General features: G+C 57.2%; 9 protein-coding genes. 4 read left to right on the forward strand and 5 right to left on the reverse strand.

What is annotated here, in order from left to right; genetic code table 11:
• Positions 1-79: 79 nt before the first annotated feature.
• Both FEZ62_RS07015 and FEZ62_RS07020 read right to left on the reverse strand, forming a co-directional pair.
• On the reverse strand, positions 80-3,034 hold the full coding sequence (locus FEZ62_RS07015) for a sensor histidine kinase (protein ID WP_170860635.1): 2,955 nt from the start codon (positions 3,032-3,034) through the stop codon (positions 80-82).
• Positions 3,018-3,194: a hypothetical protein gene (locus FEZ62_RS07020; protein ID WP_003244646.1), complete on the reverse strand. Its 177-nt coding sequence runs from the start codon at positions 3,192-3,194 to the stop codon at positions 3,018-3,020. Before FEZ62_RS07020 ends, FEZ62_RS07015 begins: the two co-directional genes overlap by 17 nt.
• A 292-nt stretch (positions 3,195-3,486) precedes the next feature.
• On the opposite strand from FEZ62_RS07020, the gene FEZ62_RS07025 reads away from it, so the two are divergent.
• The 4 genes from FEZ62_RS07025 (at position 3,487) to FEZ62_RS07040 (ending at position 11,336) form a co-directional block, all read left to right on the forward strand.
• A complete protein-coding gene (locus FEZ62_RS07025) occupies positions 3,487-6,777 on the forward strand; it encodes a transglutaminase family protein (protein ID WP_172927239.1) in 3,291 nt (1,096 codons plus the stop codon).
• Between the two features lie 51 nt (positions 6,778-6,828).
• Positions 6,829-9,324, forward strand: coding sequence for a circularly permuted type 2 ATP-grasp protein (locus FEZ62_RS07030; protein WP_172927240.1), 2,496 nt, complete (start codon positions 6,829-6,831; stop codon positions 9,322-9,324).
• Positions 9,321-10,244, forward strand: coding sequence for a transglutaminase family protein (locus tag FEZ62_RS07035; RefSeq protein WP_172927241.1), 924 nt, complete (start codon positions 9,321-9,323; stop codon positions 10,242-10,244). The genes FEZ62_RS07030 and FEZ62_RS07035 overlap by 4 nt, the downstream gene beginning before the upstream one ends.
• 240 nt (positions 10,245-10,484) lie before the next feature.
• Positions 10,485-11,336 (forward strand): mechanosensitive ion channel family protein, encoded by an 852-nt coding sequence (locus FEZ62_RS07040; RefSeq protein WP_172927242.1) that lies wholly within the window; start codon positions 10,485-10,487, stop codon positions 11,334-11,336.
• A gap of 122 nt (positions 11,337-11,458) precedes the next feature.
• Here FEZ62_RS07040 and FEZ62_RS07045 read toward each other — a convergent pair whose 3' ends face one another.
• The 3 genes from FEZ62_RS07045 to osmE form a co-directional block, all read right to left on the reverse strand.
• Positions 11,459-12,403, reverse strand: a complete 945-nt coding sequence (locus FEZ62_RS07045; protein WP_172927243.1) for a DUF808 domain-containing protein — start codon at positions 12,401-12,403, stop codon at positions 11,459-11,461.
• Positions 12,404-12,469: 66 nt separating this feature from the next.
• Complete coding sequence (locus FEZ62_RS07050; RefSeq protein WP_172927244.1) at positions 12,470-13,057, reverse strand: TIGR00730 family Rossman fold protein; 588 nt, start codon at positions 13,055-13,057, stop codon at positions 12,470-12,472.
• 2,099 nt (positions 13,058-15,156) lie between these two features.
• Positions 15,157-15,507, reverse strand: a complete 351-nt coding sequence (gene osmE, locus FEZ62_RS07055) for an osmotically-inducible lipoprotein OsmE (RefSeq protein ID WP_069898534.1) — start codon at positions 15,505-15,507, stop codon at positions 15,157-15,159.
• Between the last annotated feature and the right edge of the window lie 101 nt (positions 15,508-15,608).

A 15,608-nucleotide genomic window follows, 5' to 3' on the forward strand; every position in this document is an offset into this window, starting at 1 on the left:
CAATGGCTGTTGGTGTGTTTAAGTTCAGCAGGCTTGACGCTGGCATGAGGCATTTTGCTTCGAGGCTCGTGTCGCTGGTTCAAGTCGCTATTGACGTCGCTTCGACATGCCGTGGCAGTGTCACCCTGATTCGGGTGCCTCGCTGAGTGGCGGTGTCCACCGGGCTGTCGATTGTTATTTGTCCATAATGCTCTTCCACGATGGAATAGACCAGAGCAAGGCCGAGTCCGGTGCCTTTTCCTGGGTCCTTTGTGGTGAAAAAAGGCTCGAAAAGTCGGTCGATTATAGCCTTGGGAATGCCACTGCCTTCATCTTCGACAATCAGATCAACGGTGTGCTCGCCCGCTTCGGTCTTGACCCGGATTGATGATCCGCCGGGCGATGCATCGCGTGCGTTAGATAGCAGATTGATCAGCACCTGAGCCAGACGTTGCGGGTCGCCATCTGCCCAATGATCCGGGTCGCAGAGATTGAAGAAGCGGACCTCGATGCTTTCGCGGTTGAGCGAAAGCAGGCCGATTGCATCCTGTGCAACCTGAGCAAGGCACACCGGCTCGTCGGCCTGCTGATGGCTGCCGGAGTGGGCGAAACTCATCAGCGAGTGAACGATGCGCGTTACCCGCTTGGTCTGCTCGAGAATCTGCTGACTGATCTCGGTCAGCTCGCCGTCATCTTCGCGTTCTTCACGTAAATTTTGCGCCAGACAGGCGATGCCGGTGATCGGGTTGCCAATCTCATGGGCCACGCCAGCCGCCAGCCGGCCAATGCTGGCAAGGCGCTCGGAGTGAATCAGCTTGTCTTCGAGGTGCTGGGTTTCGGTGAGGTCTTCAACCAGTAACACCAGGCCGCTGTTACCCGGCGCCAGAGGCTCGTCAATCGCTGCTTTGTGCAGGTTCAGCCAGCGACTCTGGCCGTCGGTGGTCAGGCGTTGTTTGTGTAAGTGCTGATCCGGCATCTCGATAAAGCTGTCGAGCAGGCTGCGCCACGGCTCGCCCAGCGTGGTCAGGCGTGAGCCAACTACACGTTGAGCTGGGATCTCGGTGAGTTCCTCCATGGCTTTGTTCCACATGAGGATTTCCTGATCCTTGGCCAGTGAGCAAACGCCCATTGGCAGCTCCTGCAAGGTTTGCCGGTGATAACGGCGCAGGGCGTCAAGCTCGGCCGCAAGCCCGGTCAGGCGCGAGTGATAATCTTCAAGGCGGCTTTCAATGAAGTGAATGTCTTCGGTGACATAGCCTTCGCTCTCAGACTTGTACGCCAGAAACGTCTCGACAATATCCTGCGCTACGCTTGGGCCCATCAGGCCGGAAAGGTTGGCTTCAATGCGGTCGCGCAGGCGACGCAGGGCGTAAGGGCGACCTTCGTCAAATGGCAGGTGCAAGTCGCGCAGCGCTTGTTCAACCTCGCGCTGTGCGGTTTTTGCGCCCAGTGGCTTGGCCAGTTGTGCGGCGAACTCCTGTGGCGACAGGGCGACCAGCTCGCGACGTTGCGGGCGCCGGACGTTATCGACAGCACAGGCTTCTGCGGCGCTTTTCTCCTCTTCACTGGCATCGGTGAACACCGACACCAGAGTGAATACCAGAACGTTGGCCGCCAGCGACGCAATGGCTGCAAGGTGCCAGCTGTCGTCATCGAGAATGTAGATGATGTTCAGAACCGGGACGAATACACCGTCGTAGTTGCCCAGCAACGGCAGCAGCATGCCCAGCGACCAGACCACGATGCCGGCGAGTAAGCCGGCAATGAAGCCGCGTCGGTTGGCCGTTGGCCAATACAGCACAGAGAGCACGCCCGGCAGAAATTGCAGCGTGGCAACAAAGGCAACAATGCCCAGGCTTGCCAGATCCTGCTCGGACTTGAGCAAGGCATAGAAGCCATAAGCCGCGAGAATGATGGCGCAGATCAGGGCGCGGCGTGTCCACTTCAACCAACGGTAGATATTGCCCTCAGCCGGCGGCTGATACATCGGCAGGACCACGTGATTGAGCACCATGCCCGAGAGCGCCAGTGTGGTCACAATAATCAGGCCGCTTGATGCGGACAGGCCGCCGACGAAGGCGATCATCGCCAGTGCTTCGCTGTTAACCGCCAGGCCCAAACCGAGGGTGAAGTATTCCGGGCTGATGTTTACCCCCGTTTTCAGGCCCGCCCAGAGAATCAGCGGTATCGGCAGGCTCATCAGCAGCAGAAACAGCGGTACGCCCCAACTTGCGCTGATCATTGCGCGTGGGTTGAGGTTTTCGGTGAAGGTCATGTGGTACATGTGCGGCATGACAATCGCCGAGGCAAAGAACACCAGCAACAGGGTTCGCCATGGGCCTTCCTGCAGCGGCGTGTGCAGGCTGTTCAGCGCGACCTGATTCTGCACCAGCCAGTGTTCAAGATCGCCCGGGCCATTGAATACGCTGTACAGCGCGTAGAGACCGATTGCACCCAAGGCAACCAGCTTCACCACCGACTCGAACGCAATGGCGAATACCAGACCTTCGTGTTTCTCGCGGGTGGCAATGTGGCGGGCACCAAACAGGATGCTAAACAGTATCATCAAGGCGCAATATCCCACCGCTACCCTGGCTTGCATGGCCTCACGGGTGAGAATGCCGATCGAGTCGGCCACTGCCTGAATCTGTAATGCCAGCAGCGGCAGTACCCCGATCAGCATGAACAGGGTTGTGAGCGCGCCGGCCCAGGTACTGCGAAAACGGAAGGCAAACAGGTCCGCCAGTGACGACAATTGATAGGTGCGGGTTATCTTCAATATCGGGTAGAGCAGCACGGGCGCCAGCAAGAATGCGCCGGAGACGCCGAGGTAACTGGCCAGAAAGCCGTAGCCGTATTGATAGGCCAAGCCGACGGTGCCGTAGAACGCCCACGCGCTGGCATACACGCCGAGCGAGAGGATGTAGGTCATCGGGTGGCGAATGATCCAGCGCGGGATTACGCCGCGTTCGCTGACCCACGCGACACCGAACAGGGTCAGGAGATAGGCGGCGCTGATCAGAACCAGCTGGCTAATGCTAAAGCTCATCGGCATCACGCTGACTCTGCAGAATAAAGGTCACAACAATCAGGATCAGCCACAGCAAGTAAGGCCGGTACCAGGCGCCATTGGGGTCGATCCACCAGTCCATGATGGCGGGGGAAAACAGGTAGATTCCCACCACCAGAATCAGAACCAAGCGATAAATATACATGCGGCGTCTCTTATTTCGGTCTGCTGATGTTACCGGATGCACGCCACAGTAGGTAAGTTGCTGGCGTAAAGCAGTTGAGGCCGGTTACAACATGCGAGCGCAGGGCCAGGGAGTTTGGCTTGCGCTGATTGCTATACAGGGGCCGCTTTTGTGCGTGCCCCGAAGTTCCTTCCGGTTTGTGCGCTGTTTTGGTGCCTTTCGCGTTGCTGCCCGCATGCCATCTCGCGCTGCGACGCGGCTGGCATAACTCTTGCGCTGTCCGGTTATCGTCAAGGCTCGCGGGAGGCATGCTGTGTCGATTCATATTGCGCTGCACCACGTTACTCATTACCGCTACGACCGTGCGGTGAATCTTGGGCCGCAGATTATTCGCCTGCGCCCGGCGGCTCACAGCCGTACCCGTGTGCTGTCATATTCATTGAACGTAGAGCCGGGTGAGCATTTCATCAACTGGCAGCAAGATCCACAGGGCAATTATCTCGCCCGTGTGGTGTTTCCCGAGAAGACCACCGAGTTGAAGGTGGAGGTTGATCTGGTCGCCGAGATGGCGGTGTTCAACCCATTCGACTTTTTCCTTGAGCCTTACGCCGAGAAAATCCCGTTCGATTACACTGACAGCGAGCAGCGCGAGCTTGCACCGTATCGGGTCAAACTGCCGGCCACCGAGCGCTTTGCCAAGTACTTGCAAGCGATAGAGCTGACGCCCACCCCCAGCATCGATTTTCTGGTGGCGATCAATCAGCGGGTGGCGGCGGATATTGCCTACCTGATCCGCATGGAGCCGGGCGTGCAGAGCCCGGATGAGACGCTGAGCAACGGCTCGGGCTCGTGTCGCGACTCCGCTTGGCTGCTGGTGCAGCTGCTGCGCCACCTCGGGTTAGCTGCACGGTTTGTTTCGGGGTATCTGATCCAGCTCAGCGCAGACGTCAAAGCGCTTGATGGGCCTTCCGGCACCGAAGTTGATTTCACCGATTTGCACGCCTGGTGCGAGGTTTATCTGCCAGGCGCCGGTTGGGTTGGGCTGGATGCAACCAGCGGTTTGTTTGCCGGTGAGGGGCATATCCCATTGGCCTGCAGCCCGGAACCATCCTCCGCTGCGCCGATTACCGGCGGCGTGGATGAATGCGACAGTGAGCTTGTGCATGAAATGCATGTCGAGCGTATCTGGGAGGCGCCACGCGTTACCAAGCCTTATTCCGAGCAACAATGGAACGCGATCAATGCAGTGGGCAAACAGGTGGATGCAGACCTGTTAAGTGCGGATGTACGCCTGACCATGGGCGGCGAGCCGACCTTTGTGGCGCTGGATTATCCGGATGACGATGAGTGGAACGTCGCCGCATTGGGGCCGAATAAGCGCCGCCTGGCCAGCGATCTGTTCACGCTGTTACGTGAGCATTACGCGCCGCAGTCTTTGGTGCATTTTGGTCAGGGCAAATGGTATCCCGGTGAGCAATTGCCGCGCTGGTCACTCAACTGTTACTGGCGTCGTGACCATCAGCCGATCTGGCACAACCCGGCGCTCTATGCCGATGAGCAAACCGATTACGGCGCAGACGCGGCGCAAGCTGCCGCGTTCGTTGCGTCACTGGCCGAGCGTTTGGGCATTACCGGCGAGCACGCCTTTGCAGCCTATGAAGACTGGCTGTATTACCTGTGGAAAGAAGGCTCGTTGCCCGACAACGTCACCCCGCAGGACCCGAAGCTGTCAGATCCGCTGGCTCGCGAGCGGCTGCGCAAAGTATTCGAGCAGGGCCTCGATAAGGTCGTCGGCTACGTCTTGCCGTTGGCGCGGCTGGACAGTGGCGTGGGTTGGCAGACCGGCAGTTGGTTCCTGCGCGGCGAGCATTGCCGGCTGGTGCCGGGGGATTCGCCTTTGGGCTATCGCTTGCCGCTTGAGTCGCAGCCTTGGGTGCGTAAACAGGATTATCCGTACATAAACCCTGAAGACCCGTCGCAAAAGTTTGCGCCTTTGCCAAACGCCTCCACCTTACGCGCGCAGTTGCGTGGCGTCTGGCAGGGCAATCAGAACTCTACCAGCGAGCGCCCGGTGCGCGGCAAGTCGGCAAGTAACATCGTGCGCACCGCGCTGTGCGTTGAGCCGCGTGATGGCCGCTTGTATGTGTTCATGCCGCCGCTGAGCAAGCTGGAAGATTACCTGCAACTGGTCAGCGCCATTGAAGCGACGGCCGAAGCGCTGGATTGTCCGGTATTGCTGGAAGGCTACGAGCCGCCACACGATCCGCGCTTGCAGTTTTTCCGCATAACGCCTGATCCGGGCGTTATCGAAGTCAATATTCATCCGGCGTCGAGCTGGGATGAATTGGTCGAACGCACCGAGTTTCTTTATGAGGCGGCGCGTCAGTGCCGGCTGAGCAGCGAGAAATTTATGATCGACGGCCGCCACACTGGCACGGGTGGCGGTAACCATATTGTTCTCGGCGGTGCGACACCGGCCGACTCGCCCTTTCTGCGGCGTCCGGATGTTCTGCGCAGCCTGATCAGCTATTGGCACAATCATCCGTCGCTGTCGTACCTGTTCTCGGGCCTGTTTATTGGCCCGACTTCGCAGGCGCCGCGGGTAGACGAGGCGCGAAACGATGCCTTGTACGAGTTGGAAATAGCCTTCGCGCAAATGCCCGAGCCCGGGCGTGATTGCCCGCCGTGGCTGGTCGATCGTTTGCTGCGCAACTTGCTGGTGGATGTGGCCGGTAATACCCATCGCGCTGAGTTTTGCATCGACAAACTGTACTCGCCGGACTCGGCGACTGGGCGCTTGGGGCTGGTTGAGCTGCGCGGATTCGAGATGCCGCCGCATGCACAAATGAGCCTGGCCCAACAGCTGTTGATCCGCGCATTGCTGGCGCGCTTCTGGAAAGAACCCTATACCCCGGCCAAGCTGGTGCGCTGGGGCACCGAACTGCATGACCGATTCCTGCTGGCGCATTATGTCGAGCAGGACTTTGCCGATGTCCTGCAAGAGCTGAGCTGTTTTGGCTATCGCATGCGCCCGGAATGGTTCGCGGCGCATCTGGAGTTTCGTTTCCCGCGCGCGGGTGACTTCAACGTTAAGGGCATCGAACTGGAACTGCGGCAGGCGCTTGAACCCTGGCATGTGTTGGGTGAGGAGGGCGCTGCCGGTGGCGCGGTGCGCTATGTCGACTCATCGCTGGAGCGCATGCAGGTCAAGGTCTCGGGCATGCTGCCGGATCGCTTTGTGCTGACCTGCAACGGCCGCGCTGTGCCGATGCGGCCAACCGGCAAAGTTGGCGAGTTTGTCGGCGGTGTGCGTTACCGCGCATGGCAGCCGTCGAACTGCTTGCAACCAACCATTGGCGTTCACGCGCCGTTGGTGTTTGACTTGATCGATACGTGGATGAATCGCTCGCTGGGCGGTTGCCAGTACCATGTGGCGCATCCCGGAGGGCGCAATTATGAGACCTTGCCAATCAACGCTTATGAGGCCGAGAGCCGCAGGCTGGCGCGTTTCTTCCGTATCGGCCATAGTCCCGGCAAGCGGTTTGTACAACCTGAAGTGCCTAATAATGAATTGCCAATGACCCTCGACCTGCGCCGAAGTTGAACATTTAACTTAGTGTTAGTGAGCGCTGATTGACTTGCTGCCGAGACCTTGATGGCTGACCTGCTAGCTGATTACCCGCGAAGTGCGGGCACATACCACGAACTGCTGGATAGCAAAGGGCGGGTGCGCGAGCATTGGCAGCGGCTGTATCAGCAGTTGCAGCGCAGCACGCCCGCGCAGATTCAGCAGCGCCAGGCGTTGGTCAGCCGGCAGATTCAGGAAAACGGTGTTACTTACAACGTTTACGCCGACCCCGAAGGCGCTGATCGCCCTTGGGAACTGGACCTGCTGCCCAATCTGATTCCTGCCAATGAGTGGCAGCAGATCGCCGCCGGTGTCGCCCAGCGCGCCACCTTGCTGAATCAGGTATTGGCCGATATCTATGGCCCGCAAGAGCTGATAGCCGAAGGCTTGTTGCCGGCCGAATTGATCTTCGGTCACAACAATTACTTATGGGCCTGTCAGGGCATCAAGCCACCGGGCGGCACCTTTCTGCACTTCTACGCGGTCGATTTAGCGCGCGCTCCCGATGGTCGCTGGTGGGTTACCGCAGACCGTACACAAGCGCCATCTGGCGCGGGTTATGCGCTGGAGAACCGGCAAATCATCTCTAAGGCGTGGCCTGATCTTTACCGCGATTTGCATGTGCAGTATCTCGCCAGCTTCTTTCGTAACCTGCAGGACACGCTGGCTCGCGAGGCGCCTGCGCAGGACGAGACGCCATTGGTGGTGTTACTGACGCCTGGGCGGTTTAACGAAAGCTACTTTGAGCATGTGTATCTGGCCCGCCAACTGGGTTATCCACTAGTTGAGGGCAGTGACCTCACGGTGCGCGAAGCGACGGTTTACCTGAAAACCCTGGCTGGCCTGCGTCGGGTACACGCTGTGTTGCGGCGACTTGATGATGATTTTTGCGACCCGCTGGAGCTGCGTACAGATTCCGAGCTGGGTGTGCCCGGTTTGCTTGAAGCGGTGCGTCAGGGCCGGGTGTTGGTGGCTAATGCGCTGGGCAGTGGCGTACTGGAGTCGCCCGGGCTGCCCGGATTCTTGCCAGCCATCAGCGAGAAATTGCTGGGTGAGCCGCTGTTGTTACCGTCCATTGCCAGCTGGTGGTGCGGTGAGCCGCCGGTTCTCGATGAAGCACTGGAGAAGATGCCATCGCTGGTGCTGCGCTCGTGTTTCCCCTCGCAAAAATTTACCCCGGTATTGCCCGGCGAACTGGATGCAGCCAAGCGCGCTGAATTGATGGCGCGCCTCAAAGCCCGACCTTACGTGTATGTCGCCCACGAACTGGCGCAGCTCTCGCAGGCTCCGGTGTGGGAAGAGGAAACGGCCAACCTGCAGGCACGCCCGATCGGCATGCGCGTATTTGCGGTCGCCAGCGCCGATGGCTATCGCATAATGCCCGGTGGTTTGACGCGGGTGGCTGCCGATGCTGATGCCGAAGTGGTGTCGATGCAACGTGGCGGCACCAGTAAAGACACCTGGGTGCTGGGTGCTCGCGTCGCCGGTAACGAACCCTGGCAGGGCGTGCGCCCGGTCGGCACGGCTGATCTGGTGCGCAGTGACCCGTTCCTGCCATCGCGTGTGGTCGAGAATTTGTACTGGTTTGGCCGATACAGCGCGCGCTGTGAGGACTCCGCGCGACTGCTGCGCATCATGCTTGGGCGTTATGTCGATGATGACGCTCCGCAGGCGCTGGACGCTGCGCTGTGCTTGGGTGAACGACTGGGGCTGCTGCCGGCAGAAGATGATGACCTCAGCAGCCTTGAGCAGCGCTTGTTTGAGGCGTTGCTGGGCGCAGATTGGCCGGCGAGCCTGCAGGCTAATCTGCAACGCCTGATCTGGACCGCAGGCAGCGTGCGCGGCAAGTTATCGCAAGCCAACTGGCAGGCGCTGCTTGAGCTGCAACGTGAAGCGCAGGAGCTGCAAAAGCCCAACGGTGATGTCGGTGAATCACTGGATTTCCTTGAAGGTCTGCTGATGTCACTGGCGGCCTTGTCCGGTTTCGCCCTGGACGACATGACCCGCGATGACGGCTGGCGATTCTTGATTATCGGTCGCGCTATTGAACGGCTGCAGTTCATGGCGGAGAGCATCAGCGGCTTTTTACGTCACGCTGCCGCGCAGGATCAGTCGGCGCTGGAGTGGCTGTTGGAATTGGGCAACAGCAGCATTACTTATCGCACCCGCTATCTGGCATTCGCCCAGTTGATCCCGGTGCTGGATCTGCTGTTGCTTGATGAGCAAAACCCGCATGCGGTGATCTTCCAGCTGCGCAATCTGTTGCGCTCGCTGGACTATCTGGGTGAGCGTTTTGATTACAGCGACGACGGCGCTCTGGTTGCGCTTGAGCGGCAATTGAGCAGCTTCAAGCTGAGCTCGCTGGAAAACGTATTGTTCGGTGCCAGCAGCATTGAGGCCGTGCTGGATGGGCTCGCCGGGTTGCTTGATGACATCGCGCTGGCGGCCGGGCAGGCATCTGATAATCTGGGGTTACGTTTCTTTGTGCATGTCGATGCCAGCAAGCGGACCCTGTCAACATGACGCGCTCAGCCCAGTACGAAATCCTCCACGATACTCATTACCGCTATTCGGCACCCGTTTCGCTGGCCCAGCAGTTGGCACACCTGTGGCCGCGTGAATGTGCCTGGCAAATTTGTCATGGCCAGGCGTTGCAGGTCAGTCCGTCGCCGTGTCAGCGCATCGAGCGCCAAGATGTGTTTGGTAATCCGTTAACCCGCATGGTGTTCGAGCGGCCGCACGACAGCCTGAGTGTTCTGGCGCGCTTGCACATCGAGGTTCTGCCGCGTCCGGTTGTCCATCAACAGGCCTCGCCACCTTGGGAGCAGGCACGCGCTGCGCTGGGGTACTCGGGGCAACCGTTTGCCGGTGAGGCACTGAATGCGCTGCGCTATCGTTTCGAGTCACCCTATGTGCATCTCAAACAGCGGTTTGCAGATTACGCCGCGGACTGCTTCCCGCCAGACAGGCCGCTGCTGCTGGGTGTCCAGGCGTTGATGGAGAAGATTTTCAGCGAGTTCACCTTCGACGCCGTGGCTACTCAAGTGGCGACTCCCTTGATCGAAGTGCTCGAGGCGCGGCGCGGTGTTTGTCAGGACTTTGCTCACCTGATGCTCGCCTGCTTACGCTCCATCGGCTTGGCGGCGCGTTATGTCAGCGGTTATCTGTTGACTCAGCCACCGCCCGGCCAAGCCCGTTTGATTGGCGCCGATGCGTCGCATGCATGGGTTTCAGTTTTTTGCCCGAAGCACGGCTGGGTCGATTTCGATCCGACCAATAATGTCTGCCCTGGGCTTGAACACATCACCCTGGCGTGGGGGCGTGACTTTGCCGATGTGTCACCGCTGCACGGCGTGATACTGGGCGGTGGTAATCACGACCCTGAGGTTCAGGTGACGGTGATGCCCATTTCCGCCGCCAGCGAATCCCTCGCCGCGCTATAACGGCCTGCAACGACAGCTCTGCCTGCAATCGCTGGCGTTTTGCTGCGGCTGAGACTTATTTCAGGCGCAATTTCGACGGTATTCAATCTGCGTGCTAACTTTTTGAAGGGACTTTTAAGTCCAGACCTAAAGGTTAGTTATCGTTTGTTTTAGGCTGCGCAGAGCGCGGGCTTGCGGTAGACAGCGAGAACAGGACGGCAATGCTATTCCAGCATTATTCCTCGCATTTCGGAGCAGGCTATGGATGACACAACGATAGTCAATATCGGTACGGAAAAACTCAACGCGCTCTACAACCTGGTCACCCAATACGGCGCTGCGTTTGCGATCAAGATCCTTTCGGCAATTGCGTTCTGGGTCGTCGGTCGCTGGCTCATCGGTGTGGCGATCAGCATGGTGCAAAAAGCCCTTGGCCAGCAGAAGGTTGACCCAACCGTTCTGCGCTATGTGGGTAACTTCATCTCGGTCACCCTCAACATCATTCTGGTCATCGGTATTCTTGGCTACTTCGGTGTGCAGACCACCAGCCTGGCTGCATTGATCGCCGCAGTAGGCTTGGCGATTGGTATGGCCTGGTCGGGTTTGCTGGCCAACCTGGCGGCGGGTGGTTTCATCATCGTGCTGCGGCCATTCAAAGTGGGTGACTTCATCTCGGCAGGCGGCGTAACCGGCACTGTGACCGAGATCGGCCTGTTCGTTACCGGGATCAATACCCCGGATAACGTGTTGACCCTGATCGGCAACAACAAGATTTTCTCCGACAATATCCAAAACTACTCACATAACGCTTATCGCCGCGTCGAGTTGAAAGCACAGCTGTCTGGCGCCGCGGACTACAAAGCGGCAGTGGCGCTGCTCAAAGAGCGCATCAGTGCCATCGACAATGTGTTGGCGAACCCGGCGGTGGATGTCGAGATTCTCGAGTTCAATCTGGTTGGCCCGGTGCTGGCTGTGCGTCCTTACTGCCATACCGACCATTACTGGCAGGTGTATTTCGACACCAATGCGGTGATCAAGGACGCGTTGGGCGAGGGCGGTTTCCCTGCACCGATGCCGTCGCAAACCATCATCATGCAGCAGCCCGCCAGCTAAAGCGGTGGGACACAAAAACGCCGGAGCATGCTCCGGCGTTTTTGTGTCTGAGGCAGCGATAAAGCCCCGATGCGGCAAGCGCAATTAAGCGCGGTATTTAGCCCCACTAACCGCTAAACCGCTCAGGCGCTGACGGCGTGCTTGATCCGGCCGAACAGTTTCACCGCCGCAAGCACAATGGCGCCGGCAATCACACCTATAACCCCGTGTATGAGGCTCGGCGCTATCGAGCCGAGAAATGCCACGCCGCTAGAGGCTGAAATAACCTCGCCAGCATGTTCAACAAAGTGATGGGCAACCGGTACGCCGTGGGTCAGAATGCCGCCACCCACCAGAAACATGGCGATGGTGCCGACAATCGATAAGCCCTTCATCAGGTACGGAGCTGTTTTCAGAATGCCGTTACCAAAGCCGCGCACAAGGCCCATCCCCGCGCCTTCACCTTCGCGCTGAGACAAATACAGGCCCGCGTCATCGAGCTTGACGATGGCTGCTACCAGCCCGTAAACCCCGGCAGTAATCACCACCGCAATGCCGCAGAGTACGGCGAACTGCTCAATCAGAGTGGCTTCTGCAACAGTGCCTAAGGTGATGGCGATAATTTCAGCCGAGAGGATAAAGTCGGTACGTACAGCGCCCTTTACCTTGTCCTTCTCAAAAGTCTTCATGTCTTGTGCAGGATTGGCCAACGCCTCAAGGCGGGCCTGGCGTTTGGCCTGATCCGCATCTTTCTTGTGGCCAAAGGTGTGCACCAACTTCTCGAAACCTTCGAAACACAGAAAGGCCCCGCCGACCATCAACAACGGAGTAATGGCCCAGGGGATAAATGCGCTTATCAGCATTGCCCCAGGCACCAGAATCATCTTGTTTTTCAGTGAGCCCTTGGCCACGGCCCAGACCACCGGCAGCTCACGGTCGGCGCGCACGCCGGTCACCTGTTGTGCGTTGAGCGCCAGATCATCGCCCAGAACACCGGCGGTTTTCTTTGCGGCAACCTTGGTCATCAACGACACGTCATCAAGCAGTGTGGCGATGTCATCAATCAGAGCAAGTAGGCTGCTGGCCATGTGCGGGGTTCCTTATCCACAAGCGGGTGAGATGCGCAGTTTATACCTTTGAGCCTGCCAAGCCAGTTAATCGGGCTCGCGGTCGTGCCAGCGGGCCTGTTCGATTGGCTGCCATTGGCTAAATGCATCGAGTAAGGCATCGGGAGAATCGCAGAGCTGAAGCATGGCGCGATGTTTGGCCCGGACAAATCCTTCATCCACCAGATGATCAAGGAAGTTACCCAGCTTGGAGTAAAAGCTATTCACATCGAGCAAGCCCAGTGGCTTGGCGTGATAGCCCAACTGGCCCCAGGTCCAGACTTCAAACAGTTCTTCCAGAGTTCCCAGACCGCCCGGCAGTGCAATAAAGCCGTCGCTGAGCTCTGCCATCCGCGCCTTGCGCGCGTGCATGCCGTCGACTACTTCAAGGCGGGTCAGGCCGTTGTGGCCAACCTCGGCGCGTTTGAGGCTCTGCGGAATAATACCGATCACTTCACCGCCCGCCACCATTGCGGCGTCTGCCACAACGCCCATTAAGCCAACCGCGCCGCCACCATAGATAAGACGGATACCGCGTTCAGCAAGGGTGCGCCCGAGATTTTCCGCCGCTTCCCGATAGAGCGGATTAGTGCCAGTGCTGGCGCCGCAAAACACACATATAGACTGCAAAGCCATGGGCTACTCCTGAAGTATACTGGCTTCAGGTTAGTCGTTTTGGCACGCCGAGACGAATGTTTGGATGCGAATACTGTGCTGTTGTTCGCGGCTCAGTCGCTTCCGCAGGCGCCGCAAGCGTAGGCAGCGAGGAGTTGGTGTAGCCAGTGGGTCGGTTGCATGATCGTTCTCCTGTTCAGTTGCAATAACCTTAAGGCATGCACATAGCGGCCGCCCTTAGATTGTTTGCATGGGCGTGATAGGGCGTTGCCCACAATTGCTGTGGAGTGGCCTGTGCATAACGTGGTGGTAGAACCCGCAGGCCCCGTATCTGCGTGGCTCTGGCGCAGTTGGTGATTATTTGATCAGTTCTCGGCGGGGCTGATCCAAGCACATATTCACAAGCGTCTGACGGGTTGAGTAACTTGTCCACGGATATTGTGAGTAGCGCTGTGGACAAGTTCGGTATGCATTGCTGTAAGCGTTGATATGAGTGGCTTACAGAGGGTTGTTTGAATTTTGACCAGTTGTCTTCAGGCCCGCACAGATTACCGGGTTCGCTCTGAAGTAAAGACTTTTTTCAGTTAATTCAGGCAGTTATTGCACTCAGCCAGAACGCAGTAGATTCACTTATCCCAGTTATCTGTGGAATGTGCTGTGGGTAACATCGGTATGCATTGCTGCAGGCCACAGCAGGCGTGGCTTACATAGATATGGTTGTTTTTTGATCAGTCCGGTGTTGAGTGCGGTTGATTGTTTTTTTCGCGCTTTCTCGTGGCGCCACGACGCCCCTGTTTACAGGATCAAACTACTTATCCAGAAAGTCTGTGGGTGAGCTGTGTATAACTTTTCCTTTCACAGCTGCAGGCACTGTGCTGCTTGGCTTACAGGCAGCTGAGTTCAATACAAGCGGCTGTTCTGCGGCAGTGGTAATACGTTACGACATCCTGTCTTTAAGAATTTTCCCGCTAAATCAGCGCGATACTGACGTGCAAAATCGATATCGAGAGAAATTATCCCGACTATCTGGGGATTTAGCTGTGGGTAACATCGGTATGTATTGCTGTGGGCCTCTAAAAATAAGGCTTACAGAAGTTTGATCAAAAAACGAACAGCTCATGCGCGTGGTAGTGAGCCACAGGATCAACCCACATCGCTCGGCCTTGCTCGAAATTAAACTGCCTTAATTCAGTGGCTTACGAGGCACTGCAGAATAGTTATCCCTGCAATCTGGGGATTGAACTGTGGGTAACTTCGGTATGCATTGCTGTAAGCCAATAACCAGGCGGCTTACAGAGTTATGTTCAAAATATGATCAGTCGTAATCGGTCCGTAAGAAGCTTGCGCAAGGATCAGCAAGTCAAGAATTTTTGCCGCTTTTTCAAGAGGTTACGGGCAGGCGGAGGTTCAGGCTTGCGCAGTTATCCCGACTATCTGTGGAGGGAGTTGTGGGTAACATCGGTATGTATCGCTGAAAGCCTTGAACCACGGGGTCTGAGCGGGATTGATTGAAATTTGATCAAATAATCACGCTGCATCCACAAGCGGGCTCTTTCTCTGTGGATCGAAAGCTTTTTACAACCAATCAAGCACTTACAGTCGCGCTGTCAGTTATCCCGTTTATCTGTGGAGCGAGCTGTGGGTAACATCGGTATGTATTGCTGAAGCCCAATAACTACGTGGCTTTGCGCGATGTGGTTGTTTTTTGATCAGTTGTTTTCCAGGGATAAAAAGTTCTGGGCGGGTGTCATAAGTCAAGGTTTATCAAGCACTTGAACGCAATCGGAGAAATTGCCGGCAAGTAGTTATCCCGCTTATCTGTGGAGTGAGTTGTGGGTAACTCTGGTATGTATTGATACAGCCTTAGTGCGGTGGGCTTTTCAAAGGTCTGATTAAAAAATGATCAGCTCTTCTGATGCGAGCGAAAACTTTTGCCAACACTCACAAGTCAAGCGAAAAGCCCGCTATTTCAGTGGCTTGCGCGTGGCTGGCGAACGACTTATCCATTTTTACTGTGGACGTAGCTGTGTATAACCTCAGGATGCTTGTCCACAAGCCATAGGGCATATGGCCTGGCGGGGGCTGGTTGTTTTTTGCTCAGCTCCCGCCAGTTTTATCGGCTAATCACCAAAGAGTGTGGCGCGGGCATTTTTTTCCATCTGCTCGCAGGTCATGAAGCCCTTGCCATCAACCCTGTCGGAGGAGTTGAAGCTGACATAGTAGGGCTGCTTGTGGTTGTCTTCACTGAGCACATAGTTGTTGCAAGTACCCGGCTCGACGCTGCGATAGATTGTGCTGGAAGGTGGCCCTGCAATTTGCATCACCTCTTTGCTGGTCATGTCGTGATCAACTTTATCCACCAGCGGCTGCGCGCTGTAAGTGACATAGTCGATCGGGTTTTCGACCTTGCTTCCGGCGCAACCGACTAGCGTGCTGAGAGAAACTACGGCGACGAGGACTTTTATGTTCATGAGGGCTCCGTGCAATGAACGCGTATCGTTGATATGCATGTGACCGCCAAAGTGGGCAGAAGTTGAAACTGCAGGTATTGTGTCGCGCTCTATTCTCACCT

This window comes from Pseudomonas sp. MS19 (assembly GCF_013277615.1).
Taxonomy (GTDB): Bacteria; Pseudomonadota; Gammaproteobacteria; order Pseudomonadales; family Pseudomonadaceae; genus Aquipseudomonas; species Aquipseudomonas marincola.

Excerpts from the sequence above, each read along its gene's own strand:
- FEZ62_RS07015 (WP_170860635.1), bottom strand. The coding sequence starts at position 3,034 with ATGCCGATGAGCTTTAGCATTAGCCAGCTGGTTCTGATCAGCGCCGCC.
- FEZ62_RS07020 (WP_003244646.1), bottom strand. The coding sequence starts at position 3,194 with ATGTATATTTATCGCTTGGTTCTGATTCTGGTGGTGGGAATCTACCTG.
- FEZ62_RS07030 (WP_172927240.1), top strand. The coding sequence starts at position 6,829 with ATGGCTGACCTGCTAGCTGATTACCCGCGAAGTGCGGGCACATACCAC.
- FEZ62_RS07035 (WP_172927241.1), top strand. The coding sequence starts at position 9,321 with ATGACGCGCTCAGCCCAGTACGAAATCCTCCACGATACTCATTACCGC.
- FEZ62_RS07040 (WP_172927242.1), top strand. The coding sequence starts at position 10,485 with ATGGATGACACAACGATAGTCAATATCGGTACGGAAAAACTCAACGCG.
- FEZ62_RS07045 (WP_172927243.1), bottom strand. The coding sequence starts at position 12,403 with ATGGCCAGCAGCCTACTTGCTCTGATTGATGACATCGCCACACTGCTT.
- FEZ62_RS07050 (WP_172927244.1), bottom strand. The coding sequence starts at position 13,057 with ATGGCTTTGCAGTCTATATGTGTGTTTTGCGGCGCCAGCACTGGCACT.
- osmE (WP_069898534.1), bottom strand. The coding sequence starts at position 15,507 with ATGAACATAAAAGTCCTCGTCGCCGTAGTTTCTCTCAGCACGCTAGTC.